Origin of the sequence: Sphingomonas paucimobilis NBRC 13935 (assembly GCF_000739895.2) — a bacterium.
Lineage (GTDB): Bacteria > Pseudomonadota > Alphaproteobacteria > Sphingomonadales > Sphingomonadaceae > Sphingomonas > Sphingomonas paucimobilis.
The window spans coordinates 50,326-75,779 of sequence record NZ_BBJS01000013.1; the positions used below are offsets into that span (position 1 = coordinate 50,326).

General features: G+C 65.1%; 24 protein-coding genes and 1 pseudogene. 15 read left to right on the forward strand and 10 right to left on the reverse strand.

Annotated elements, in window-relative coordinates; genetic code table 11:
* The first annotated feature begins 99 nt into the window (after positions 1-99).
* Positions 100-1,008, forward strand: coding sequence for a LysR family transcriptional regulator (locus SP6_RS04375; RefSeq protein WP_007404265.1), 909 nt, complete (start codon positions 100-102; stop codon positions 1,006-1,008).
* A gap of 236 nt (positions 1,009-1,244) precedes the next feature.
* On the forward strand, positions 1,245-3,011 hold the full coding sequence (locus SP6_RS04380) for a sigma-54-dependent Fis family transcriptional regulator (RefSeq protein WP_197913053.1): 1,767 nt from the start codon (positions 1,245-1,247) through the stop codon (positions 3,009-3,011).
* Between the two features lie 30 nt (positions 3,012-3,041).
* Here SP6_RS04380 and SP6_RS04385 read toward each other — a convergent pair whose 3' ends face one another.
* Positions 3,042-4,103, reverse strand: a complete 1,062-nt coding sequence (locus tag SP6_RS04385) for a hypothetical protein (protein ID WP_007404326.1) — start codon at positions 4,101-4,103, stop codon at positions 3,042-3,044.
* A 267-nt stretch (positions 4,104-4,370) separates the two neighbouring features.
* On the opposite strand from SP6_RS04385, the gene SP6_RS04390 reads away from it, so the two are divergent.
* The 7 genes from SP6_RS04390 to SP6_RS04420 all read left to right on the forward strand — a co-directional run bounded on the left by SP6_RS04390 (position 4,371) and on the right by SP6_RS04420 (position 12,658).
* Positions 4,371-5,447: a 2,3-butanediol dehydrogenase gene (locus tag SP6_RS04390; RefSeq protein ID WP_007404310.1), complete on the forward strand. Its 1,077-nt coding sequence runs from the start codon at positions 4,371-4,373 to the stop codon at positions 5,445-5,447.
* 48 nt (positions 5,448-5,495) lie between these two features.
* Entirely contained in the window at positions 5,496-6,362 is an 867-nt protein-coding gene (locus SP6_RS04395) for a transporter (protein WP_053003277.1), read from the forward strand.
* A gap of 81 nt (positions 6,363-6,443) precedes the next feature.
* Positions 6,444-7,223 (forward strand): glucose 1-dehydrogenase, encoded by a 780-nt coding sequence (locus SP6_RS04400; RefSeq protein ID WP_007404409.1) that lies wholly within the window; start codon positions 6,444-6,446, stop codon positions 7,221-7,223.
* Between the two features lie 36 nt (positions 7,224-7,259).
* Positions 7,260-9,086: a flavin-containing monooxygenase gene (locus tag SP6_RS04405; protein WP_007404447.1), complete on the forward strand. Its 1,827-nt coding sequence runs from the start codon at positions 7,260-7,262 to the stop codon at positions 9,084-9,086.
* Between the two features lie 283 nt (positions 9,087-9,369).
* A complete protein-coding gene (locus tag SP6_RS04410; protein WP_007404395.1) occupies positions 9,370-10,179 on the forward strand; it encodes a chromate resistance protein ChrB domain-containing protein in 810 nt (269 codons plus the stop codon).
* 2 nt (positions 10,180-10,181) lie between these two features.
* Positions 10,182-11,573: a chromate efflux transporter gene (gene chrA / locus SP6_RS04415; protein WP_170170846.1), complete on the forward strand. Its 1,392-nt coding sequence runs from the start codon at positions 10,182-10,184 to the stop codon at positions 11,571-11,573.
* A gap of 104 nt (positions 11,574-11,677) precedes the next feature.
* Entirely contained in the window at positions 11,678-12,658 is a 981-nt protein-coding gene (locus SP6_RS04420; RefSeq protein WP_007404268.1) for a sensor histidine kinase, read from the forward strand.
* Between the two features lie 220 nt (positions 12,659-12,878).
* Here the strand turns inward: SP6_RS04420 and SP6_RS04425 are convergent, their stop codons facing one another.
* The 3 genes from SP6_RS04425 to SP6_RS04435 form a co-directional block, all read right to left on the reverse strand.
* The gene (locus SP6_RS04425) at positions 12,879-13,199 is read right to left on the reverse strand and encodes a hypothetical protein (RefSeq protein WP_047866945.1); all 321 of its coding nucleotides are present in this window, start codon (positions 13,197-13,199) and stop codon (positions 12,879-12,881) included.
* Between the two features lie 123 nt (positions 13,200-13,322).
* Positions 13,323-13,925: a hypothetical protein gene (locus SP6_RS04430; RefSeq protein ID WP_007404351.1), complete on the reverse strand. Its 603-nt coding sequence runs from the start codon at positions 13,923-13,925 to the stop codon at positions 13,323-13,325.
* Between the two features lie 11 nt (positions 13,926-13,936).
* Positions 13,937-15,112 (reverse strand): zinc-dependent alcohol dehydrogenase, encoded by a 1,176-nt coding sequence (locus SP6_RS04435; protein WP_007404258.1) that lies wholly within the window; start codon positions 15,110-15,112, stop codon positions 13,937-13,939.
* A 134-nt stretch (positions 15,113-15,246) separates the two neighbouring features.
* On the opposite strand from SP6_RS04435, the gene SP6_RS19990 reads away from it, so the two are divergent.
* Together SP6_RS19990 and SP6_RS04445 are read left to right on the forward strand one after the other, a co-directional pair.
* Positions 15,247-17,091: a PAS domain-containing protein gene (locus SP6_RS19990; RefSeq protein ID WP_007404363.1), complete on the forward strand. Its 1,845-nt coding sequence runs from the start codon at positions 15,247-15,249 to the stop codon at positions 17,089-17,091.
* Between the two features lie 124 nt (positions 17,092-17,215).
* Positions 17,216-17,446 carry a hypothetical protein gene (locus SP6_RS04445; RefSeq protein ID WP_037568198.1) on the forward strand — a complete coding sequence of 77 codons (231 nt, stop codon included), beginning with the start codon at positions 17,216-17,218 and terminating at the stop codon, positions 17,444-17,446.
* 222 nt (positions 17,447-17,668) lie between these two features.
* Here SP6_RS04445 and SP6_RS04450 read toward each other — a convergent pair whose 3' ends face one another.
* Entirely contained in the window at positions 17,669-18,286 is a 618-nt protein-coding gene (locus SP6_RS04450; RefSeq protein WP_007404335.1) for a glutathione S-transferase family protein, read from the reverse strand.
* An 86-nt stretch (positions 18,287-18,372) separates the two neighbouring features.
* Between SP6_RS04450 and SP6_RS04455 the strand changes: the two genes are divergently transcribed.
* On the forward strand, positions 18,373-19,203 hold the full coding sequence (locus SP6_RS04455) for an aldo/keto reductase (protein ID WP_007404431.1): 831 nt from the start codon (positions 18,373-18,375) through the stop codon (positions 19,201-19,203).
* Here the strand turns inward: SP6_RS04455 and SP6_RS04460 are convergent.
* Entirely contained in the window at positions 19,200-20,096 is an 897-nt protein-coding gene (locus tag SP6_RS04460; RefSeq protein ID WP_007404350.1) for a LysR family transcriptional regulator, read from the reverse strand. The two genes, SP6_RS04455 and SP6_RS04460, sit on opposite strands and share 4 nt — an antisense overlap.
* A gap of 92 nt (positions 20,097-20,188) precedes the next feature.
* On the opposite strand from SP6_RS04460, the gene SP6_RS04465 reads away from it, so the two are divergent.
* On the forward strand, positions 20,189-21,049 hold the full coding sequence (locus tag SP6_RS04465; protein ID WP_042468609.1) for an aldo/keto reductase family oxidoreductase: 861 nt from the start codon (positions 20,189-20,191) through the stop codon (positions 21,047-21,049).
* Here the strand turns inward: SP6_RS04465 and SP6_RS04470 are convergent, their stop codons facing one another.
* Positions 21,050-21,361 (reverse strand): ArsR/SmtB family transcription factor, encoded by a 312-nt coding sequence (locus tag SP6_RS04470; RefSeq protein ID WP_037568244.1) that lies wholly within the window; start codon positions 21,359-21,361, stop codon positions 21,050-21,052.
* A gap of 130 nt (positions 21,362-21,491) precedes the next feature.
* On the opposite strand from SP6_RS04470, the gene SP6_RS04475 reads away from it, so the two are divergent.
* The gene (locus tag SP6_RS04475) at positions 21,492-22,226 is read left to right on the forward strand and encodes an SDR family oxidoreductase (protein WP_007404459.1); all 735 of its coding nucleotides are present in this window, start codon (positions 21,492-21,494) and stop codon (positions 22,224-22,226) included.
* Positions 22,227-22,794: 568 nt separating this feature from the next.
* On the opposite strand, the gene SP6_RS04480 is transcribed toward SP6_RS04475, so the two are convergent.
* The 3 genes and pseudogenes from SP6_RS04480 to SP6_RS04490 all read right to left on the reverse strand — a co-directional run bounded on the left by SP6_RS04480 (position 22,795) and on the right by SP6_RS04490 (position 24,283).
* Positions 22,795-23,355, reverse strand: a complete 561-nt coding sequence (locus SP6_RS04480) for an alpha-ketoglutarate-dependent dioxygenase AlkB (protein WP_007404391.1) — start codon at positions 23,353-23,355, stop codon at positions 22,795-22,797.
* 116 nt (positions 23,356-23,471) lie between these two features.
* Positions 23,472-23,768: pseudogene (locus SP6_RS04485) on the reverse strand (Y-family DNA polymerase); the annotation flags it as partial.
* A 167-nt stretch (positions 23,769-23,935) separates the two neighbouring features.
* Complete coding sequence (locus tag SP6_RS04490) at positions 23,936-24,283, reverse strand: winged helix-turn-helix transcriptional regulator (RefSeq protein ID WP_037568201.1); 348 nt, start codon at positions 24,281-24,283, stop codon at positions 23,936-23,938.
* Between the two features lie 100 nt (positions 24,284-24,383).
* Between SP6_RS04490 and SP6_RS04495 the strand changes: the two genes are divergently transcribed.
* Entirely contained in the window at positions 24,384-25,415 is a 1,032-nt protein-coding gene (locus SP6_RS04495; protein ID WP_007404305.1) for a zinc-binding alcohol dehydrogenase family protein, read from the forward strand.
* Positions 25,416-25,454: the final 39 nt, after the last annotated feature.

The window sequence follows — 25,454 nt, forward strand, 5'->3', positions numbered from 1 at the left end:
AATATCGCGGCAGCGACCACAGGCGCCAGACGCATCGGATGCAAAGCATGATTGCGTCCGGCGCTATGTCAGCTTGACGGAAGCGGCTATCTTTCCCGCATGGCGACGATCGATTTGAACCTGTTGACGGCGCTCGACGTGCTGTTGGCGGAGCGCAGTGTCACGTCGGCGGCGAAGCGGCTGGGGCTCAGTCCGTCCGCGACCAGCCGAACGCTGGCGCGTCTTCGCACCGCAACGGGCGATCCCCTGTTGGTGCAGGCCGGACGGTCGCTCGTGCCGACACCTTATGCGGAGCAGCTGGCCGGCCGGGTGCATATGCTCGCGCAAGAGGCACGGGCAGTGCTGACCCCGGTCGCGGGTCAGATCGACCCGCAGTCATTGGAACGGACGTTCACCATCCGCGCCAATGAGGGGTTCGTGGCGCTCTTCGCTCCCGCCATTATCGCCGGGATCGTCGAAGAGGCACCAGGCGTGCGCCTTCGCTTCGTCCCCAAGCCTGACAAGCAAGCGACCCCGTTGCGGGACGGGACGGTCGACCTGGAAATCGGAACGGCCGGGATCTCCGCGCCGGAGGTCCGCAGTCTGCTGGTCTTTCGCGACCGCTTCATGGGTGCCGTGCGTCTGGATCACCCATTGCTGAAGGGACCGGTCACGCCGCCGCTCTACGCCGCTTGCGGTCATGTCGTCGCGTCGCGTCGGGGGGTTGGGAAGGGACCTGTCGATGACGCGCTTGCAGCGCTTGGCCTGAAGCGGGAAATCATCGCCGTCGTGCCGAGCTTTCTCGACGCGCTGAACATCGCCCGCCGTTCGGATCTGGTCGCGCTTGTGCCGCGCTCCTGCATAGGTGCCGGTCACATGGAGGGGCAGCAGGGGTTACAGGGGTTCGATCTCCCCGTGCCGACGCCGGAACTGGCCATCAGTGCCATGTGGCACCCGCGCCTCGATGCCGATCCGGGCCATCGCTGGTTGCGGCAAAAGCTGGTGGCGATCTGCCGGGCTGCAACCTAGGCTCCTCTGATCAATACAAGGATCATGTCGTTCGTGTACCGATTGCGTCTTGCCTGAACTGGATGCACAATCACAGGAGGACTCGGAGAGGCGCGAGCGTTCGAACGACGCCGCGGGCAATCATGTTTTCGCATGGCGATCACATTCGTGAGATTGAACGCGTCGCCCTTGGCCGGGCGACCAACCGGGATACGCATGTCATCGAGTCGTGGCGTCGCTGCCTCGACCGATATCGCATGGATCCCGCCGCGGCGCGCGAAGCCGTCATCCTGCCGGCCGAAAGGCTGAAGGAGCATCGGCAACAGGCCGAGGAACTCATCACCATCGCCCGATCGGGGCTCGACTCGCTATACCGTCAGGTTGCGGGCCAAGCCTATGTCCTGCTGCTTGCCGATCGGCAGGGGGTGACGGTCGATTTCATCGGCGACCCGCTGTTCGACGGCAATCTGCGCAAGGCGGGGCTCTATCTCGGCTCGAAATGGACCGAGGATATGAGCGGGACGTGCGCGGTCGGATCATGCCTCGCGACCGGCGAAGCGCTGATCATTCATCAGACCGATCATTTCGACACGACCCATACGCCGCTATCCTGCACCTCCGCGCCGATCTACGACGCGAGTGGGGAATTGTCGGCGGTACTGGACATCTCGCTGCTGTCGTCGCCTTCGGTGAAGACGAGCCAGAACCTCGCGCTGCATCTGGTGACGGCGGCGGCGCGGCGGATCGAACTCGCGCATCTGATGGCGCGCACGCGGCATCAATGGGTATTGCGCTTCGCCCGCTCGCCCGACTTCATCGAGGTCGACCCCGAGGCGGCGATCGCGATCGACGATGCCGGGCGGATCGCGGGAATGACGCATGGCGGCGCGCGCGTGCTCGCGCGCGCGGTCGGCGGCGACTGGCGCGCTCCGCAAACCCTGATCGGCAAGCCGGTGTCGCGCTTCCTCGATCTGGATATCGACGATCTGCCCGATCTGACGCGGGGGCGCGCGACGAATGAGCGGGTCGTGCGCGCACGCGACGGGGATACGCTGTTCGCGCACGCTATCGAGCCGAAAGCGGTTCGGCGCAGTGTCGTCTCACGACCCTTGCCTGCGCCGTTCCGGGAACTCGGCGGCAACACGCCCGAGATGATGGACCTGCAGCATAAGGCCGCCAAGCTCGCCCGCGCCGCGCTGCCCATCCTGATCCAGGGTGAGACCGGGACCGGCAAGGAGCATCTGGCGCGCGCCATTCATGACGGCAGCGGCGTCGCCGGGCGGTTTGTCGCGATCAACTGTGCGGCGATCCCGGAGGCGTTGATCGAGAGCGAGTTGTTCGGTTATGCCGCAGGGGCCTTTACCGGCGCGGCGCCGAAGGGGCGCAAGGGCCTGATCGAGCAGGCGGATGGCGGCACCTTGTTCCTGGACGAAATCGGCGACATGCCGATCGCTTTGCAGAGCCGGCTGTTGCGCGTCCTTGCCGAGCGGGAGGTCCAGCCGGTCGGTGCCGCAATGCCCAAGCCGGTACGCCTCCGCGTCATCTCAGCCTCGCACCGCTCGCTACCCGAACTGGTCGCGCAAGGGACGTTCCGCGAGGATCTCTATTACCGCCTGTGTGCAGCGGTGCTGCGGCTGCCGCCGCTGCGGGAGCGGAGCGATTTCGACTGGCTGCTGGCGCGGCTCGTCGAGCGGCATCGGCTGGGTGACGGGGCGGTGGAGATCACACCGGCGGCGCGCGCCGCGCTTCGGGGACATGAGTGGCCTGGCAATATCCGCGAACTGGACAATGTGATCGCCGTGGCGCTCGCCATGGCGGATGGTGATATGATCGACCTTGAGGACCTGCCGGAGGGGTTCGGGACGCCACCGCAGGCCGTGGATGGCAAGGACAATGCGGCCGTGCTGCGCACGACGCTGGCGGCGTGCGACTGGAACGTGTCGGAGGCGGCGCGGCGGATGGGCGTGGATCGTACCACCGTGCACCGCCAGATCCGTCGGTTCGGGATCGCCACCCGCAACTAGGGGCGGCCGATCGGCCGCCCGTTCGCCTGCTCAGTCGACATCCTCCCAGCTACCCGGCGTCTTCTGTCCGCGCCACAGATAGGGCTGGTCGAGTCCGAAACCGAAGAGCAACGCCAGCACGAACGACCAGTGCGTGCCCATATAGCCATAGGTCAGCGCCTCATTCATGTCGGTGAACACCGGCCCGACCAGCGCGAACAGCCCCTTCGTGACCAGGGTCGTCGCCAAGAGGCAGAAGGCGCAGGCGAGTAGCCCGCCCCATGGCATCGGGATCAGCGTGAACGGCCAGTTATAGCCCTGGATCAGCAGCGCATAGGATACCGAACAGGCGACCATGAACCACAACAGCCATATCTGGCTGGAATAGGTGCCGAGCGTCCAGAACGTGCCGATCCCCGGTGCGCCTGCATCCCACAGCCCGAGCATGCGACTGACCGACAGAAAAGCGAGCACGACGATGAACAGGATCGCGATCTGCGCGAATGCCTTGCCCGGCTGCCGCATACGGCGCGTGAGATAGGTGAGGAGGGTCGAGGCCGATCCCATCTCGACAAAGGGAAACCACCAGGCCGGTATCCAGCGGATCGCCGAATGGGTGACCGCATAGGTCAGGAAGGCGATGAGGGTCAGCAGGAGGAAGAATTGGCGCTGCGGCGGCATGCCGGCGACGACCCAGTTCTCGCCGGCGAACGAAAAGAAGGCGAGGAAGAAATAGATGCAGCCCACGATCGGAAATACCCAGTCGGTATCCAGACCGACTGCATAGATGCCCTTGGCCGAAAGCCATCCCACCACCCAACTCGCCGCCACCGTGACGACGCCGCGGGTAACGCCATTGTCGATACGGTGGAAAGGATAGCCGCCGCTGACGACCGACAGCAGCGACCACCATAGGGCGAGCAATTGCCAGGTGACGTTGTCCAGCCAGTAATTCTGATCGATGGCGGCACCCGTGGCGGTGCCGATCGGCCAATGCCGGACGATGATATTGACCATGAAGCAACTGGCGATGGTGAGCGCGTAGATCAGCGTCAGTGCGACGATCGTGCGTCCCGGCCGGACGGGCGCGACCGGGATGGTGCCGTTGGGCATACTCTCCTCCTGTTTCGGTTATGCCGCCTTCGGTCTGTGCCGGGGCGCGGGCGTCTTGCCTGCCTCGCTCAGCAGCAACTCTTGTGCCATGCGGATCCATATCGGGCCTTTCGGACCCTCACTGTGGCGTTGCCCCCCTGCGATGCCACAGTGGTGCCACAGCCTGTGTGGCGTTCGGTGGCCACGGCCGCGCCGCGCCCCTTCGTCGCAGCGATTGGCACGCGGCTTGCCAACCCTCGTGATCAAAACACACGAAGGAGAGCCCTGATGAAAGCGTTGCGTTTTCATGCCGCCAAGGATCTGCGGATCGAGGATATTGCCGAACCCGATCGCCAGCCGCCGCCGGGGCAGGTGCTGGTGCGCAACCGCTTCGTCGGGATTTGCGGCACCGATCTGCACGAATATTCCTATGGCCCGATCTTCGTGCCGACGACGCCGCATCCCTTCACCGGCGTGTCCGGGCCGCAGATTTTGGGGCATGAGTTCGGCGGCGTGGTCGAGGCGGTGGGCGCGGGCGTCACGCTCGTGAAGCCGGGCGACCGCGTGTCGATCCAGCCGCTCATCATGCCGCGTGCGGGTGATTATTATGCGTCGCGCGGCCTGTTCCATCTGAGCGATCAGATCGCGCTGGTCGGACTGAGCTGGAAATGGGGTGGCATGGGTGAGTATGCCACGGTCAACGAATATAATGTCGTCCCCATCCCGGATGCGATGACGGACGAGGAAGCGGCGCTGGTCGAGCCGACGGCGGTCGCGGTCTATTCCGTCGATCGTGGCGGCGTGAAGGCCGGCAACAGCGTCCTGATCACCGGCGCCGGACCGATCGGGATGCTGACCATGCTGGCGGCAAAGGCGGCGGGCGCCACGACCTTGTTCCTGTCCGACGTCAATGACGAACGCCTGGCCTTCGCTCGCCGCATCATGCCCGGGGTGACCACGATCAATCCGACCCGCGACGATGTCGGCAGGGTCGTGCGCGACGGCACCGAGGGCAAGGTCGGCTGCGACGTGGCCATCGAATGCGTCGGCAACGAACATGCGCTGAAGGCCTGCGTCGATGCCGTGCGCAAGCAGGGCGTTGTCGTGCAGACCGGACTGCACCCGCACGAGAACCCGCTGGATTGGTTCCAGGTGACCTTCAAGGACATCGAGATCCGCGGCGCCTGGGCCTACCCAACGCATTACTGGCCACGCGTGATCCGCCTCATCGCCAGCGGCGCGATACCCGCCAAACAGATCGTCACGCGGCGTATCAAGCTGAACGACGCGGTCGGCGAGGGGTTCGACGCGCTGCTCGATCCCGCAGGCAAGCATCTGAAAATCTTGATCGCGCTCGAGGCCTGACCCCGGCGATCCGCCCGTCAGAGGCGGCGCCATAGAGAGGATCAATCCATGTACAGCTACCAGCGGCTTGCCGCCGGGGCCGGACTGGCGTTCGTGGCGATCGCGCCGACGTCGGCCTCGGCCCGCGACATCACCTTCGCGGTCATCGGGCCCCAGGAATATAATCTTCCGACCAATGGCTTCAAACCATTCGACGTCGCGGTCCAATATATCGAGTATGACAGCAGCGGACGCAGCTTCGACGACCGTGGACACGAGATCACGGGGCCGCATCAGACGCTGGTCGTCGGCCTGTCCAAATATGTTCATTTCTGGACGTTCAAGGGACTGCCCGACGTCGGTTTCGCCTGGGAATATATCCAGCCTGAGGTTCGCCTTACCGGCCCGGGGTTGAAGGCGAGCGGCTTCGGCGATCCTCTGACCGGGCCGGCGGTGTGGATCAAACCCTCGAAGAACACCACGCTGGGTTTCCAGACTTTCGCGAGCATCCCGATCGGGGCGAGCGAGGTGACCAACAATTACTGGGCGAACTTCAGCTCGATATTCTTCGACTGGCAGGGCAGGCGCCTTGCATTCACCGGCGATGCGGGCGTGATCCTGCGCGGCAATCGTCATGACGGTCGGCTGCCCGATGTGGACGAGGGCAACAGCTTCCATGCCAATGGCCGCCTGAGCCTGAAGACGGGCACCCGGTTCGAGCCATTCGTCGCGGCCGACTGGCAGGGCAACGCGCATAGCCGCATCGGTGGCACGGTAGTGCCGCTGTCGTCGGGCCATGACACCGCTCTGGGCACCGGCGTGCTGGTGGGGCTGGGGGACAAGTTCTCGCTGACCGCACGCTATTCACGCAGCATCGAGGGGCGCAACGTGCCGATCACCAACGCCGCCTATGTGAAGCTCGCGCTCGTCTTCTGAGTGCCACGGCTATGGCGCGGCGCTCGGCATGCCGCTGGCGAGACCTGTTTTCAAATGAATGAACGATGAGAGGATCGGGAAATGGCCAAGGATCTGTCGAATGTCCGCGCGGTGGTGACCGGCGCGGGCCAGGGCATCGGCGCCGCCATCGCCAAAGGGCTGGCGGAGGCCGGCGCGCGCGTCGTCATCGCCGACCTCAACGGCGGTAACGCGCAAAACGTCGCCGACGAGATCGGCGAGCGGGCCTGTGCGACTGCGGTCGACGTGCGCGACCGCGCATCGGTGGCGGCGGCGATCGGCGTCGCAGTGGAGGCATTTGGCGGCCTCGATGCGATGTTCAACAATGCCGGCATCGCGCAGGTGCGCCCCTTCCTGTCGATCACCGAGGAGGATTTCCGCACCGTCATCGACGTCAATGCACTGGGCGTGATGATCGGTATGCAGGAGGCGATCAAGGTGATGCTGGAGCAGGGCACCGGCGGGTCGATCGTCAACACCGCCTCGATCGCCGGCAAGCAGGGCTATGAGCCGCTCGGCCATTATTGTGCGTCGAAATTCGCGGTGGTCGCGCTTACCCAGACTGCCGCACGCGCCTTTGGCAAGGACGGCATTCGCGTCAACGCCATCTGCCCCGGAGTCGTCGGCACCCCGATGTGGAAGACGATCGACCAGGGCTTTCGCGACAACAAGCTGACGGCGCGCACCGACGAGGCGTTCGAGACCTTTGCCGCGGGAGCGGTGCTCGGCCGCTCGTCGCAGCCGGAGGATATGGTCGGCGTCGCACGCTTCCTTGCCTCCGAGGAGAGCGCCTTCATGACCGGACAGAGCCTGATGACCGATGGCGGCATGGTCTTCGTCTGACCACCCCTGCGCAACGACCATGGAGAGGATCGAGAGATGAACGAGATGACCAAGGTGGGCGCCACGTCCGCAGCGACCGCCGCAAGGGCGCAGACCGAGCAATGGCTCGCCGCCTTCAACGCCGCGCTGGCGGACGGGGACCCCGATGCCGCCGCCGCGCTGTTCGCGAATACGAGCTTCTGGCGAGACTTGGTGGCGTTCACCTGGAACCTGACGACCGTCGAGGATCCTGACGGCGTACGTGACATGCTGGCGGCGACACTGCCCACGCTTGGCAGCGTCATCTTCGAGATCGCGGAAGAGCCGACCGAAGCGGACGGCGTCACCGAGGCGTGGCTGACCTTCGAAACCGCACAGGGGCGGGGCGAGGCGGTGCTGCGCCTGGTGGACGGCAAGGCCTGGACGTTCCTCACCACGCTGACAGAACTCAAGGGACATGAAGAAGCGAGCGGCTTTTCCCGCCCCATGGGCGCCGAGCACGGCGTTCAGCGCGGGCGCAAGAGCTGGGCCGAGAAGCGCGCCGACGAGGCGGCGGCGCTGGGCTATGCCGAGCAACCCTATGTCCTCATCATCGGTGGCGGGCAGGGCGGTATTGCTCTGGGTGCGCGACTGCGCCAGCTCGGCGTTCCGACCATCGTCGTCGACAAGCATGACAGGCCGGGGGACCAGTGGCGTCGGCGCTACAAGTCGCTCTGCCTGCACGATCCGGTCTGGTACGACCATCTGCCCTATCTGGAATTTCCCAAGAACTGGCCGGTCTTCGCCCCCAAGGACAAGATCGGCGACTGGCTAGAAATGTATACCCGGATCATGGAGGTGAATTATTGGTCGCGGACCACCGCCAGGAAGGCGATGTTCGATGACACGACGAAGACTTGGACCGTGATCGTCGATCGCGACGGTCGGGAAGTGGTGCTGAAACCGAGGCATCTCGTGCTGGCGACTGGCATGTCGGGCAAGCCCAACATCCCGACCTTCAAGGGCATGGAGCGTTTTAAGGGCGAACAGCATCATAGTTCGCAGCATCCCGGCCCCGACGCCTATGCGCGCAAGAAGGTGGCGGTGATTGGGGCGAACAATTCCGCCCACGACATCTGCGCCGCGCTGTGGGAGGCGGGTGCCGATGTGACCATGGTGCAGCGGTCCAGCACGCACATCCTGCGCTCGGACTCGCTGACCGATATCGTGATGGCGGACCTCTATTCGGAAAAGGCGGTCGCCAACGGCATCACCACGCGCAAGGCCGACATGATCTTCGCGTCCTTACCCTATAAGATCATGCATGAGTTCCATGTGCCGGTGTACGACCGGATCAAGGAGCGCGACAAGGACTTCTACGCCGCGCTCGAGCGAGTGGGCTTCATGCTCGATTTCGGTGCCGATGAATCCGGCCTGTTCATGAAATATCTGCGCCGTGGATCGGGCTATTATATCGACGTCGGCGCATGCGATCTGGTCATCGACGGCAGGATCAAGCTGAAGAGCGGCGTCGAGATCGATGAGATCACCGAGACGGCGGTTCGGTTCGTCGACGGGACCGAACTGCCAGCGGATCTGATCGTCTATGCCACCGGCTATGGCTCGATGAATGGCTGGGCGGCGGACCTGATCAGCCAGGACGTCGCGGACAAAGTCGGCAAAGTCTGGGGGCTCGGCTCGGACACGCCCAAGGACCCCGGCCCCTGGGAAGGCGAAGAGCGCAATATGTGGAAGCCGACGCAACAGGAAAACCTCTGGTTTCATGGCGGGAATCTCCACCAATCACGCCATTATTCTCTCTATCTCGCGCTGCAATTGAAGGCGCGGATGGAGGGGCTGGAAACCCCCGTCTATGCGCTCCAGCGGGTGCATCATCTGAATTGAGTGGTGTTTCCTGCCCCCCAGGAGAGATCATTGTGGTGGAGCGGCGCTTTCGAGCCTGAGAGCGAGCTCGGCATGGAACCCATCGCCGCTCCGCTCACCACGACTAAGTGACAGGAAAACCGCTAGGGTCCGATAACTGGAACCAATGCGGTGTCGTGCAAGCCATTTGACGGGATTTGAAGCGGCCAACCATTGGTAGTGGTACCCTGTCGAGTTGGCGGTGTTACATAAAGCAGCGACCAATCATCGGAGCATCGCGTCCCCATCGCATCAAGGACGCTCCATGCCCGCGCCACATGCCATCACGCCCGAAAAGCTGTCACGCCTGGTCGGCACCGCCCATTGTCCGCGCATCCTGGACCTGCGGAATGCGCCCGAACGCATCATCCCCGGCGCCGTGACCGGTGTCCAGTGCGGCGGAGCGACGGACAAATCGGTCATCGTCGTCGACCAGGAGGGGGGGACTATGGCGATCGCCGCGGCGGCGGTCCTGCGCAGCGATGGTATCGCCGCTGAAACCCTCGAGGGCGGCCACGCGGCGTGGCAGGCGGCCGGTCTTCCAATGCTGTCGCCCGCGCATCTGCCGCCCCGCCATGCCGATGGCCGGACCTGGTGGGTGACGCGGTCGCGGCCCAAGGTCGACCGTATCGCCTGTCGCTGGCTGATCCGCCGCTTCGTGGATCCGGATGCGCGCTTCCTCTTCGTCCCGCCGTCGGAGATGCTGGCCGTTGCCGAGCGCGAGCAGGCCGAGCCGTTTGACATCGCCGATCGCTCCGTATTCTGGAGTCATCGTGGCGAACGCTGCACTTTCGACATCATGGTCGAGGCGTTCGGGCTGGCCGATCACGCGCCCCTAACACGCCTCGGCGCCATCGTGCGCGGTGCCGATACCGACCGGCTGGATACCGCGCCGGAGGCCGCCGGCCTACTCGCCATATCGCTGGGCCTGTCGCGCATTCACGGCGACGACCATGCCCAACTCGATGCTGGCATGATCGTCTATGAAGCGCTCTATCGCTGGGCGCGCGACGCGCACGCCGAAGGGCACGACTGGTCGTCGCATCAGCCCTCCCACGCACGGATGTCGGCGTGAGCATGGTTGTCGCAGACGGCGCGACGCCATCGCGCCCCGAGCCGGTGACGCTCGGTCAGGCCTTCTGGGTCTGGCTGCGCATCGCCATGCTGTCGTTCGGCGGTCCGGCCGGGCAGATCGCGGTGATGCACCGCATCCTAGTCGACGAGAAGCGCTGGATCGGCGAGCAACGCTTCCTGCACGCGCTGAACTATTGCATGCTGCTGCCCGGCCCCGAGGCGCAGCAACTCGCCACCTATATCGGCGGGCTAATGCACCGAACCAAGGGTGGCATCGTTGCCGGCGTGTTGTTCGTGATCCCCGGCGCGGTTGCGATCATGGCCTTGAGCTGGGTCTATGTCCTCTATGGCGGCGTCGGCATTATCTCCGCGCTCTTCTTCGGCCTGAAGGCCGCGGTGCTGGCGGTTGTGCTCCAGGCGGTGGTTCGGATCGGCGGCCGCGCGCTTCGTACGACCCCGGCCAAGGCGCTCGCCGCCATCGCCTTCGTGCTGATCTTCTTCGTCGATGCGCCTTTTCCATTGATCGTGCTGGGCGCAGGCCTGATCGGTTGGTGGTCCGCCAGGCGCGGCGGCACGGCGTTTCGTGGCGGAAGTCACGGTGCATCCAAGAGCGCGGTCGTTGCCGACGCCGACACGCTGCTTGGCGAGGAGCTGCCGGCCCATGCCCGACCGAGCGGGGCGGAAACGATCCGCACGGCCCTGATCTGGCTCGCGCTCTGGTTGCTGCCCGTCGCCGCCTTGCTGATCGCGCTCGGCCCCGACGACGTGTTCAGCCGCATTGCGACCTTCTTCTCGACGATGGTGATGGTGACGTTCGGCGGCGCCTATGCCGTGCTCGCCTATGTCGCGCAGCAGGCCGTCGAGACCTATGGCTGGTTGGGGCCGAAGGAAATGCTGGATGGCCTCGGCATGGCGGAGACGACGCCGGGGCCGCTGATCATGGTCCTGCAATTCGTCGGCTTCCTCGGGGTCTGTCGCGATGCCGCCGGATTGCCGCCGCTGGTGGCCGGAACGCTCGGCGGGCTGCTGGCGACTTGGGTGACGTTCGTGCCGTGCTTCCTGTGGATTTTCCTCGGCGCTCCCTTCATCGAGCAGTTGCGCGGCAATGCCGCCGTGGCCGGCGCACTCTCGGCGATCACCGCAGCCGTGGTCGGCGTGGTCCTCAACTTGGCCGTCTGGTTCGCGATGCATACCCTGTTCCACCGGACGATAGCAGTTTTGGCGGGGCCGCTCCGCTTCGAAGCGCCGGTGCCGAACAGCATCCATCCGGCGGCACTCGTCCTGTCGCTGGGCGCGGCCTATGCCATCTTCATGACCCGGGCCGGCGTCATCACGACCTTGCTCGCCACCGCAGCGGCCGGGCTCGCGCTCCACGCTTTCGGTGCACTTCGGTGAGGTCGGCTGGTTGATCCAGATGATGGTGATCCGGACTGATCGGGATTAGCCTCGGTCCCAAGACCAGAAGCGGAAAGCCGCATCGACCGGAAATTGGGGGGGCTATGATCGAAGAGAATATCCTGCTCCGGATGATGTCCGGGCGGCGGCATGGTGTCATTGCGCGCTACGCCGCCAGCGCATTGATCGTCTCGCTCACCGCCCTACTGCGCTATTCGCTCGAAGGAGCGCTCCACAATTTCCCCATCCTGCTCTTCTACCCCGCCGTCTTCCTTTGCGCGCTGGTATTCGATCGTGGCTCAGGGTTTTTCGCGACGATTTTGAGCGCTTTCCTCGCCGCCTATCTGTTCATCGAGCCGCGTTTCTCGCTGCGGATCGGCGGCGAGAATGCGATCGCGGTCGGCATCTTCGTCCTCATCGGCTTCACCATGTCGGCGACGACGGAGATGCTGCGGCAGACGATCGCCAGACTGGATGAGAGCGAGCGGGCGAAGGCGCTGCTGTTGCAGGAACTGGCGCACCGGACGAAGAACGACCTTGCGATCATCAGTTCGGCAATCCAGTTGCAGAGCCGCGCCTCCTCCCATCCGGAGGTGCGCGAGGCTCTGGACGCCGCCAATGCGCGCGTCTTGGTCGTCGCACGGGCGCAGGAACGGCTGCGCGGTGACGGCGATGGCGGGCGCGTCGACTTGGCTGAGTATATCGCGACCTTGTGTCAGGGGCTGGGCGACCTGCTTCGTGATGTCCGACCGATCGCGGTGCGGGTGACGTGCGACGCGATCGACGTGCCCAGTTCGGTGGCGATCCATGTCGGCCTGATCGTCAACGAACTGGTGACCAACAGCCTCAAATATGCCTATCCCGGCGAGCGCGGCGGCGTCATCAACGTCACTGTCGCGTGCGCCGGACCTGAGATGACCGTCATCGTGAAGGACGACGGTGTCGGATGCCCGGACGGTGTCGAGCCCGGACTAGGCTCCAGGCTCGTCCGGCTGCTCGCCAAGCAGATGGGCGGAAGCGTGCGGCACGAGTCGGTCGACAAGGGCTTTTGCACGCACGTCACCCTCAGCGAACCGGGTCTCTGATAGGGGAGGAAGAGGTGACGGACGCTTTGGCACGCCTCGTCATCCGTTTCCCTGAGACTTGGCATCGAGGCGGACCGGCGGTCGACCTCGATCATCGCGTATCCCATGGTCGGCACAACGCGAGGCGACAGCGCGGTCCATGCCTGTCGTCCGCTGATATAATCATCGGTGCGTTCGCAGCGCACGGCCATGCCGCCCGCCTCAAGCCTATGGATCGCCGTCATGAAGGTCTGCCGCATCGCCCATACGGCTTTGGGCAGCCCGTCTCTACCGCCGCGCCTGGGAAAATGCGCGGCGATCGCCTCGAGTAACAGCGTCGTGCCTCTTCGAAGAAAGCGACCGGCGCGGAAGCGATCAGGGTCGCATAGCGGTCATGGTCGAGCGCGGTATCGATCAGCGTGACGAGGTCCAGCAGCAGGAACCCGAACAGCGACATGGCATAGCGCGGATCGTGGAAGCGGAAGTAGAAGAGCAGCAAGTAGAAATGATGCACTTCCTTCGTCGCCGCAAGCGGCGGGGCGAGGTTGCCGAATTCGCTCATCGCGTTTTCGACACCGACGCCGGGCATCAGAGCGCCGCACCCAGCGTCAGGCCGAGCGTCCAGAAACTGATCAGCGACATGACGATCACCGGCCCGGCAAAGGACAGGATTGCGCCGCGCCGATCAGGCCTCGGACTTTGTTAGCGCGGGCACCGGTATCGCAGCGGCCACCCTGCCTTCGGCGCGATAGTCCGGCGGGATGTCGAAGTCCTTCCGGGCAAGGCCGCGCGACGCCTGCGCCCCTTTCGGCAGGCCCGACCGGTCCGAATAGTCGCGGTCGCTACCGGGTTCGCGGGCATGCGCGGCCTCTACTCCCTTGAAAGCGGCAACATCGAGCAGCGTGATCCCGGCGACCAATGCGGTCGCGACCGCGGCATTGCGCCATTTCGGATTGTCGCGATGCAGCGCCCCAGCGAGTGTGGCCAGGTCGAGCGCATCGCCCCCGATCCGGGCGGCCAGCCCGATCGGCTTGTCGATCGACAGCGTCGGCACTGCGCTCGCCAATTCGCGCGCGCCATAGGCGCGGATCAGCCCTTCCTTGTCGTCAAGTCCCAGCGTGCGGGCGAGGCGTCCGGGCGCGATCAGTTCGGCCAGGCCCAACCCGACCGAGAACCAGCCGAGCGCCCGCGCCAGCCGGTCGGCCCCGGTCAGCGAACTCGGCCCCTTGCGTTCGACCTTCGGGTCGCCCTCCGAACGGGTGATGCCGGTGATGGTGGTGAGTGGCATGGATGCCTCCTTCAGGGTTGGAGCATGACCTTGATGCAGCCGTCCGCCTTGTCGCGGAAAGTCGCGTACATTTCGGGTCCCTTGGACAGGTCGACCTTGTGCGTGATGACGAAGGAGGGGTCGATCTGCCCGTCCTCGATCCGGCGGAGCAGGTCGCCGGTCCAGCGCGGGACATGCGCCTGCGCCATGCGAAAGGTCAGTCCCTTGTTCATCGCCTGTCCCATTGGGATCTTGTCGACGAGGCCCAGATAGACACCGATGATCGAAATGACGCCGCCGGGGCGGCAGACATAGATCATCTCGCGCAGCACGTGCGGACGGTCATTCTCCACCATCAGCATCTGCTTGGCACGGTCGAGCACGGTGTCTGGCTGGCCGAAATTGACATGCGCTTCAGCGCCGACCGCATCGATGCACCGGTCTGGCCCCTTGCCCTCGGTCAGCTCGTTCAACCGTTCGACGACGCTCTCCTCCTGAAAGTTGATGGTGATCGCGCCCGCAGCGGCGGCCATGGAGAGGCGTTCGGGCAGGTGATCGATCGCGACCACCTGTTCAGCCCCCAGCAGGATCGCCGAGCGGATCGTCATCTGGCCCACCGGGCCGCAGCCCCACACCGCCACCGTATCCCCCGGCTGGATGTCGGCCTGCACCGCCGCCTGCCAGCCGGTCGGCAGGATGTCCGACAGGAACAGCAGCTTCTCGTCGTCGATCCCGTGCGGCACTTTGATGTGCGTGGTGTCGGCGAACGGCACGCGGAGATATTCGGCCTGCCCGCCAGGATAGCCGCCGGTCAGGTGGGTGTAGCCGAACAGACCGGCGGTCGCATGACCGAACGCCTTGTCGCCTAGGTCCTTCTTTCGGTTGGTGCGCTCACAAACCGAGAAATTGCCGCGCCGGCACTGGTCGCATTCGCCGCACTGGATGGTGAAGGGGATGACGACGCGGTCACCCTTCTTCAGCGATCCCTTGGCGGCGCTACCGACCTCGACGACTTCGCCCATCGTCTCGTGCCCCATGATGTCGCCGGGCAGCATCGCGGGCACGAGATTATGGAAAAGATGCAAATCCGACCCACAAATCGCGCAACTCGTAACCTTGATGATGGCGTCGCGGGGATGTTCGATCGCAGGGTCGGACACCGTGTCGTACCGTATGTCCTCCTTGCCGTGCCAGACCAGGGCTTTCATGCCGCTCTCCTCGGTTGCGTGCGACCGAGGTACGTGCCGCGCCGGCGCTGGCCCATCCGGGCGATCCCTAGGGAACTTTACCCGGCGGCGGGCGCTTGCCGCCTCGACCGGCAAAGGTTGAGGAGCGCCGGCCCATGGAGGAATATTCGCTAGCCGCGCCGTCCCGGGGTGATGATCCGCTCTACGGCGCGGGCGATACGCTGGCCCGACAGGTCCGCTTCCTGGAGGCGAACCTGTCCGCGATCCCGGACTATGTCTATGCCTTCGATCGGCGTCGGCGCTTCGCCTACGCCAATCCGGCCATGCTGGGGCTGTTCGGCCTGACGTCGGAACAGATGCTGGGCAAGTCCTTCGCCGACCTGGACTATCCAGCCGATCTTGCAAGCCTGCTCAACGGCCATATTGACCAAATCTTCGCGGATGGCACGACGATCGAGAACGAGGTCTTCTACCGCAGCCCGACCGGCCATGCGGCCTACTTCTCCTATGTCTGGGGACCGGTGCTGGGGCCGGACGGATCGGTCGAACTGGTGATCGGCGTGTCGCGCGATACCAGCGAGCGGCGCGTGTTCGAGGAGGCCATGCGGACCAGCGAAGCCCGCCTACGTGCCGTGACCGAACTGGTCGGCATCGGCATCTATGCGTGGGACCCGCGTACAGGCGCGCTCGAATGGGATGACCGGCTGCGCGCCATGTGGGGCCTGCCACCCGGTACGCCGATCAACGAGGAGATCTTCGAACAGGGGATCCATCCCAACGACCGGGCGCGAGTTCGCGCGGCGATCGCTGCCTGTGTCGATCCGGCGGGTGACGGCAGCTATGCGATTGAATATCGCGTGATCGGCCGCGACGACGGCATCCTCCGCCACATCGCGACATCGGGCCGCACCATGTTCGAGAATGACAGCCCCATCGCCTTCATCGGCGCGGCGATGGACATGACCGCGCAACGCCACGCCGAAGCCGCGATCCGTGCGAGTGAGGCGCGGTTCAGCAGCTTCGCCGAGCATAGCAGCAACCTGCTGTGGATCGGCGATCCGGCGACCGGCGCCATCCTGTATCGCAGCGCCGCGTTCGAACGGATCTGGGGCGTCCCTCGCGAGGACGGCGCGCATTTCATCGCGCGATGGCTGGAGGATGTCCATCCGGACGACCGATCCCAGGTCGAACATGCGCTGGCCAGCGTCGGGGCCGGCGAGGTCACCCAATTCGAATATCGCATCATCCGGCCCGGCGACGGCGCCGTCCGCCGCCTGCGCGACACGAGCTTCCCCATCCTCGACGACCATGGTGCGGTCACTTGCATCGGCGGCATCGTCGAGGACATGACGCAGGAGGATGGCGGCCAAGTCTATATCGTCAGCACCAAGCCGCTCGAGGCAAGGCGGCTGGCCGCCCTTGTTCGCTCGATGGGGTATCGCGCGCGCACCTTCGAGAACGCTTCGGCCTTTCTGGACATTGCCGCCATTCTCGCGCCCGGATGCGTCCTCGTCGATCTGCGCCGGTGCAAACCGGAGGGGCTCTCGGTCCCCCGCGAATTGAAGGCGCGGGCGATCGCCCTGCCGAGCATAGTGCTGGACGGAACAGGCGGCGACCTGATGTCGGCGGTCACTGCGATGAAGGCGGGCGCGACCGACTATATCATCATGGACGACGAAGCCGCGCTGCACGCCGGCTTGTCGAGTGCCATCGCAGAATGCCTGGCGGCCGTCCGCCCCGTTTCTCGCGATGAGGCCGCCAGCGCGCGCATCACCCGGCTGACCCCGCGCGAGCGCGAAGTGCTGCTCGGCCTAGTCGAAGGCGACACCAACAAGATGCTGGGCAAGAAGCTCGGCATCAGCCCGCGCACTGTCGAACTGCACCGCGCGCAGGTCATGAACCGGATGAATGCCGCCAGTCTGGCCGAGCTGATCCAATTCGCCCTGGCGGCCGGCATCGCTCCGCCCGGCGATGGTCATGCGACAAGGAAGCCTACCTAGGAACGCTACGAGTGCCGATCGCCGCGTAAAATGCCCAGAAAGTCTTGGTGGCTGAAGGGGGTGAGCGATGCGCCACACGCATTCCACATTGTCGTCCCGGCCACGCCCCGCACATGATGAGGCCATGCCGATCCGGTTGAATATCGGTGCGGCAGCGAAGCCGATCCCCCATTCCGCCGCCGCGCAGCAACACGGGCAAGCCTCTGTCCCCCGCCTGCTGGAACACGCGCAGCGCGGCGAACTGACCCCGGCGTCGCTCGCGACGCACCGGTTTTCGCTGGAGGATGGTCCAAAAGGCTATGACATGTTCAAGCACAAGGAAGATGGTTGCCTACGCGCCGTGTTCATGCCTTGAAGAAGGATCTTCTTCTGCCAGCGAAGGAACATTATAAAGGCAATGAAACCTACATAGCTGAACGGCATGATTCCTATCCCAGTAAATCTGCTTGCTAAGTATTTAATTACCCTAGCGCGCAGTCACCGCCACGGGTGCAATGTGCAATGGTGATTTTTTGGTTTGTGTCTATGAACGCTGAAAGCAACTAGATTTCTGTAGGCACGTGGCCGGCAACGATTGTCAGTCGACCATCAGCCTGTTCCGCCTCATCACGGTCGCCAACCTCGGGTCGCGCCGCATCAGCCGGGCGGCGGCGAACAGCCGTGGTGTGTTCCGGGCGAACCATTCGCGCCGCGGCCGCCAGTCGATCATCACCGCCGCGTAGCAATCCAGCGCCGATGGCTGCTCGCCCAGTAGGTAGGGGCCGACGACCTGATCCTCCAGCCACTGGTAGAGGCGTTCGCGATAGGCGTTGGTCGCGGCGACGAGTTCATCCGGTGCGGAGGGCACCCAACGCTCCGGGTAATCGCCATAGGTGAAGGTCGGATAGACGTTCGCCACGATCCAGATCAGCAGGCGCAGGAAGCGGCGATGCGCGACCGTTCCCGGTGTCGGGACCAGCCCCGGATGTCGATCCGCCAGCCACAGCGCGATCGCGGCGGTTTCGGTCAGCACCTCGCCATCGTCTAGCACCAGGGTGGGGACCTGGCGTAGCGGATTGACTGCGACGAGCCTCTCCTGCGCGTCGCCTGGACGATCGAAGTTTTCGACATCGACGAATTCGTATGGCTCTCCGACCAACGCGAGCATCGCCTCCACGATCGCCGATCCCCAACCCGGTGTGCCGTATAGCTGCATGGTGCCGCGTTCCTTCCTGCCTCCAACGGCCGAACGCTTCCGAACAGCCCTTGGTCCGATCCGCCACATCGGACGTTGACCACTGCATGAAGACGATCCGCTTTCCCGACGGTACGACCGTCCCCGCGCTGGGCCAAGGCACCTGGATGATGGCGGAAGACTCCGCCCGCCGATCGGATGAGATCGCCGCGTTGCGCGAGGGACTGTCGCTCGGCCTGACCCTGATCGACACCGCCGAGATGTATGCCGATGGCGAGTCCGAACGCCTGGTCGGCGAGGCGATCGCGGGCGTGCGCGACGAGGTGTTCCTCGTCAGCAAGGCCTATCCCCAGAATGGCTCGCGCGACCGGTTGCCGCGGGCTTGCGAAGCAAGCCTCGAACGGCTCGGTACCGACCGGCTCGACCTGTACTTGCTGCACTGGCGCGGCAACGTGCCGCTGGCCGAGACGGTCGAGGCGATGGAGCGACTGGTCGCGGCGGGCAAGATTTTGCGCTGGGGCGTCAGCAATCTCGACACCGATGACATGGCGGAGCTCGTTGCGAGCAGCGGCGAGGGCTGCCAGACTGACCAGATCCTTTACAACTTGACCCGCCGTGGTCCGGAATACGACCTCGTCCCCTGGCTTGCGCAGCATCGCATGCCGGTCATGGCCTATAGCCCGGTCGAGCAAGGTCGTCTGGTCGCCCATCGCGGCCTTACCCGGATGGCTGCCGAGCGCGATGCCACGCCCGCACAACTCGCTCTCGCTTGGCTGCTGGCGCGGGACGGCATCCTCCCCATTCCCAAGGCCGGGTCCGTCGCCCATGTGCGCGACAACCGGGCGGCGCTGGACCTCATACTGTCCGAAGCCGAGCTACGACGCCTCGACGACCTGTTTCCGCAGCCACGCGGCCCCGAGCCGCTCGCGATGCTCTAGCTGCGGATGAAGTCGAGGAACGCACGCAGCGGCGGCGGCACGAGGCGGCGGCCGGAATAATAGAGGAACGGGCCGGAGAAGGACTGCCACCAGTCGGGCAGCACCGCTTCGAGCGTGCCGCTCCCTAACGCCGGCGCGAGCCAGTCCTCGAACAGGTAGATGATCCCTCCGCCCGCCACCGCCACATCGACCAGCAGCTCCACTGCACCTGCGACACCGGCGATCAACGGTCCCTGCGGCTCGATCCGTATGACCTCGCCGTCGCGTTCGAACTCCCAAGGGCTGGTGAGCGCACCGCTGCTGAACCGGCCGCGTAGACAGGCATGGTCGAGGAGGTCGCGTGGATGGTCGGGCCGTCCGCGTGCGTCGAGATAGGCCGGGGCCGCCGCCGTCGCGAAACGCTGGACGCGCGGGCCGATCGGCACCGCGATCATGTCCTGCTCCAGCCGCTCGTCATAGCGGATGCCGGCGTCGCAACCCGACGCCACCATGTCGACGAAGCCGTCCTCGGCGACGATCTCGACCTGAATGTCGGGATAGGCGGCGAGGAAGCCGGGCAGGATCGGCGGCAGCACCAGCCGCGCCGCGCTGACCGGCACGTTGAGCTTGAGCGTGCCCGCCGGCCGGTCGCGGAACAGGTTCACGACGTCGAGCGCCGCCTTCACCTCGCCCAGCGCGGGCGCCAGCCGCTCGATCAGCCGCGTCCCCGCCTCGGTCGGCACAACGCTGCGCGTGGTGCGATGGAGCAGCCGGACGCCCAGCCGCGCCTCCAACCGCCGTACCGCTTCGCTGAGCGTCGAGGCGCTCGACCCGACGGTGCGCGCCGCATCGCGAAACCCGCGTGCCTGCGCGACCGCCAGGAACGCGTTGAGATCGGCAAGGTCCGCCTTCATCGTTCGGTTTTCCGTACAGCCCGTGCGGATCACTCCGGCTTATCGCCAAGATCCGCAAGTCGTATCTCGATGTCAGCACAGGAGATACGATGATGATCGACCAGGCAGGCACCTATTTCTTTGCCGGCCGCCACGTGAAGCGGCTCGGCTACGGCGCGATGCAACTCGCAGGACCCGGCGTGTTCGGACCGCCCCGCGACCATGATGCAGCGCTCGCGGTGCTTCGCACCGCGGTCGAGGCCGGCGTCGACCACATCGACACCAGCGACTTCTACGGCCCGCACGTTACCAACCGGCTGATCCGCGAAGCGCTGTCTCCCTATCCTGACGACCTGCTGATCGTGACCAAGATCGGCGCACGGCGTGGTGACGATGCGTCCTGGCTGCCCGCATTCGCACCGGACGAACTGACCCGTGCGGTTGAGGACAATCTAACGAATCTCGGGGTGGAGGCGCTCGATGTGGTCAACCTGCGCTTGATGTTCGACGTCCACGGCCCGGCGGAAGGATCGTTGGCCGCGCCGCTCAAGGCGGTGGCGGACCTGCAGCGTCAGGGGCTGGTGCGCCATATCGGGCTCAGCAACGTGACGCCGACCCAGTTCGAGGAAGCCCGCGACATCGCCGCGATCGTCGGCGTCCAGAACCAGTACAACCTTGCGCACCGCGATGACGATCCCTTCATCGATGCGCTGGCGGCGGAAGGCGTGGCCTACGTCCCCTTCTTCCCGCTGGGTGGCTTCAGCCCGCTCCAGTCGGCGGCGCTCTCCGATGTGGCGGCGCGGCTGAATGTGACGCCGATGCAGGTGGCGCTTGCCTGGTTGCTTCAGCGGTCGCCCAACATTCTGCTAATACCCGGCACCTCGTCGGTGGCGCACCTTAAGGAGAACCTCGCCGCGGCCTCGCTGACGCTGCCTGACGACGCCTTGGCCGAGCTTGACGCAATCGGGCGGTGATCAGGCCGGCCGGTTGGAGAGCACCGCGTCGAGCAGACCGGGAAACCGCTGGTCGAATTCGGCGCGGCGCAGCGTGTTGATCATTTCACGCCCGGCCTGCGTCGTCTCGATCAGCCCCGCCGCGCGTAGCAGCTTCAGATGGTTGGACAGCGTGCTCTTCGGAATGGACTCGCACGGCGCGGCATCGGTACAGCTCAGCCGCTCGGTTGCGGCAAGCCGCGCCACCATGGCCAGCCGGTTGGGATCGGCCAGCGCGTGCAGCGCCAGATCGAGCGGAACGTCCTCCAGCCGGGGGTGAGTAAAGCGGGCCATATAACCGATATAGGGCACCACCTCCATTTTAATAGTTCGGTATTCTTGAACTGTTGAAGCGTCATCCCATTTACCGCCTGCCGACAGCGCACGACGGCGTATCGCGGGCCAGCATTTTTGGAGAATATCTATGTCGATTCAGGGCAGGACAGCGCTCGTCACCGGTGGATCGCGCGGGATCGGCTCGGCCATCGCCAAGCGGCTGGCAGCCGATGGCGCGACCGTGGCGATTACCTATGCCGGCAACAAGGCCGCTGCCGATGCCACGGTGGCGGCGATCGAGAGCGCGGGCGGCACCGCCTTCGCCTTCCAGGCAAACGCCGCCGATCCGGCATCACAGCGGGCGGGCGTCGAACAGGCCGCCGCTGCCCTGGGTGGTATCGACATCCTGATCCACAATGCCGGGGTGGCTGAGTTTTCCACCGTCACCGAGGACACCGACGAGACGTACGACCGTCAGTTCGGCGTCAACGTGAAGGGCCTGCACGTCGGTACCCGCGCGGCATTGCCACATCTTCGCGACGGCGGCCGGATCATTCTGATTGGCAGCATCTCGGGCGAAATGGCCTTCCCCGCGACCACGGTCTATAGTGCGACCAAGGCGGCGGTGGCGGCGCTAGCGCGCGGCTGGGCTAAGGACCTCGCCCCACGCAACATCTTGGTCAACACCGTGCAGCCGGGGCCGATCGATACCGACATGAACCCGGCCGACAGCGAGTTCGCCGGACAGGTGCTGCAAGCGATCCCGCTCGGCCGCTATGGCAAAGTCGAGGAGATCGCAGGCGCGGTCGCGTTCCTCGCCGGGCCGGATGCGAGCTACATCACCGGCACGACGCTCAACATTGATGGCGGTGCAACGGCTTAAGTCCAATAACCGGCCACCTCGGTGGACGGGACCGTCGATGCTCGGACGAGTATGCCGCGAACGTCTGAACCCGATACTCGCCCGTCCCACGCAGTGCTGAGCAAGGCCATGAATTTTCGACGCGCGCCGCTGTTGTTGCGATGGCGGGGCGCGTCGAAATCATATTCAAGTCTCCTCACCCGTGGCATATGAGGACATGCATGGCGTGCGCCTCGTTTACAGGCGATATTGCCTGCAAAAGCCGGTGAGCAAATAAAACCTCGCCCTTGGCTCTTGCCGGTCTGCGACAAGATGTCGTTCGAAGGAAATTGGCATTGCGTTTGAATTTCTTCGATGTTCCCGAAGTCGTGATCGACTATGTTTACAGATGGTTCACTGGTCTTGATCAGGTCAACTGGCAGCTAATGGCGGGACCAGACGTCCGGCCGAGTGAACGTGATCGGCTGGCGCTGGTCGACACCTGCCGAAAGGGTATGTCATTAGCCTCACGGCGTTCTCGACGAGTGCGGTTAACCAGCATTGCTGATCGTCGGCCATGGGGCGGGAACGATAAAATTGCTTCTACCGATCACCGATGCTCCGCCAGGCTGCGAAAGGTGATCGACCAGCGCGGATGCTTCATCGGCGCGATGCTGTGCTCCCAGTCGTGGCGGGCGGGTCCGCTCATGTGATAGCCGCCCCGCGGATCGAGCGGCACGGACACCCGGTCGAAGCCATCGGCGCGCCGACGCCGGAAGCGCATCGTCGCCGGTTCGCCCAAGGAGATGCCGAGGACATGGCCGTAGATCGGCCGGTCGCGATGCCAGCCGATCCCGGCACCCGGGTCGTAGCGGATGAGCAGCGCCTGGATCAGCGCCTCGGGCGCGAGCCCGGCGAAATTGGCCGCCCGGTCACGAATGGAGACGAGCCAGTCCGGCATGGGCGGCGCGTCCTTCGGGCGCCCGACCTCGAAGTCGTAGCTCCATCCGAAGGACGTCGTCAGGCGCTTGCCCGTCCAGCCCTGGAAGCGAAACGGTTCGAGATCGGTCGCGTCGATCCGCTCGATCAGCATGCGTTCCTCATTCGCCGTGATTAGGTTCGCCCGCGTGGCGAGCCCCGGCAGGAACGGCGCATCGAACAGGTCGAGCATCACGCCACCGCCTCTGCGAAGATCGGCAATTCGGCCGACGCCGCAGCCTTGGCCTCGACGAAGTTCGATATCGTCACGCGGACCAGCCTTATCCTCTTCGGGGTCGGCAGGACGGACCGGATCAGGTCGGTATAGCGCGCGAACACGTTATGGATCTGGCGCGAGACGTCGCGGTACACCTCGAAGCGCGGCGGCACAAAGATCAGGTCGGGACAGCGCCGGAGCGCCGTGACCGAAGGCAAAGCGGAGCGAACGCCGAACGTGCGCGCCTCGTAGCTGGCCGCCGCTACCACGCCCCGCGCGGCGGCATGTCCGACCGCGACCGGCTTGCCACGCAGCGATGGATCGTCGCGCTGCTCCACCGACGCGTAGAAGGCGTCCATGTCGACGTGGATGATCTTGCGCACCGCCATGCGTACCCTTTACTGCAAGAGGAACAGGATGTGAACACGCTGCGCGATAGCGGCGGAAATCCGTCGTTTATCCGACATTTTCCAATCTGGGCGAAATGTGGGACGAATTCCGGGGCGGAGCAGCTTGGGCGACGTCGGCGACCGTCATCGGCACATCGGCCGGATGCTCACCGCCGCGCGAAGAGATCCATGTTCGCGTCGCCCCACTCCTTCAGCGCCGCGATGATCGGCGACAGGGATCGGCCGCGATCGGACAGGCTGTACTCGACGCGTGGCGGCACCTGGGCGAAGACCTCGCGCTCGATCAGGCCGTCGATCTCCAATTCGCGGAGTTGATTGGTCAGCATGCGTGGTGTCACGTCACCAGCCCGGCGGCGCAGTTCGTTGAAGCGCGTCGGCCCGTCCTGAAGATGGTAGAGGATCACCGCCTTCCACTTGCCGTCGATCAGGCTCACCGCCGCTTCGACGGCGCAGCCTGGGGTACAGTCGAGGCGGGAGTGACGGGCTTTCGCCATCGGGATAGTATCCTTTTTGACACTATGAGCGTTTTTTGTGCCTACGACATAAGCTGACACCGTCCCTATCTCGCGTGCGTTAGCAAAAGGAGCAAGACCCATGCGCGCCATAGCCTATCGCCAGCCCGGCCCGATTGACCGGGACGAAGCCCTGATCGACATAGAGCTGCCACGGCCCGCTCCGACCGGGCGTGACATCCTGGTTGCGGTTCGTGCCATCTCGGTGAACCCGGTCGATGCGAAGGTTCGCACCGGCGCCACGCCATTCGACGGGCGTGACGAGCGCATTCTTGGCTGGGATGCGGCGGGCATCGTCGAGGCGGTCGGCCCAGAGGCTACCCGCTTCAAGGTGGGTGACGAGGTTTTCTATGCGGGCGACCTGATGCGCGACGGCAGTAATGCAGAATATCAGCTAGTTGACGAGCGGATCGTCGGCCATCGCCCCCGCAGCATCGGCTTCGCAGAGGCGGCGGCGCTGCCGCTGACGGCCATCACGGCTTGGGAAACCCTGTTCGACCGGTTGAAGGTCGACGACCAACCGGCCGGCGGCGCCCGCGCCATCCTGATCATCGGCGGCGCGGGCGGTGTCGGTTCCGCGGCGATCCAGATCGCGCGTGCTCGGACCGACCTGACCGTGATCGCCACCGCCTCGCGCGCCGAGACGGAAGGCTGGGTGCGCGACCTCGGCGCACATCATGTCATCGATCATTCCCGGCCGATGGCACCGCAGATCGCCGCGCTGGAGATCGGCGCGCCCGCCTTCGTCTTCTCGACCACCCATACCGATCGCCATCTGGCCGATATCGCCGAGCTGATCGCGCCGCAGGGGCGCTTCGCGCTGATCGACGATCCCGCCAGCCTCGACATCGTCGCCTTCAAGCGCAAGGCGGTGTCGGTACATTGGGAATTGATGTTCACCCGGTTGCTCTTCGACACACCGGACGTCGGCGAGCAGGGTCGACTGTTGAACACGGTGGCCGAACTGGTGGACGAAGGGCGCATTCGCACCACGGCGACCGACACGCTCTCCCCGATCAATGCCGCCAATCTGATTGAGGCGCACCGTCGGATCGAGAGCGCGACCACGCGGGGCAAGATCGTCCTTGAAGGCTGGGACAGCCCGCAGGGGTAAGCTCGACGCGGGTTCCTACGAGCTAAGCGCGCGGGCGGG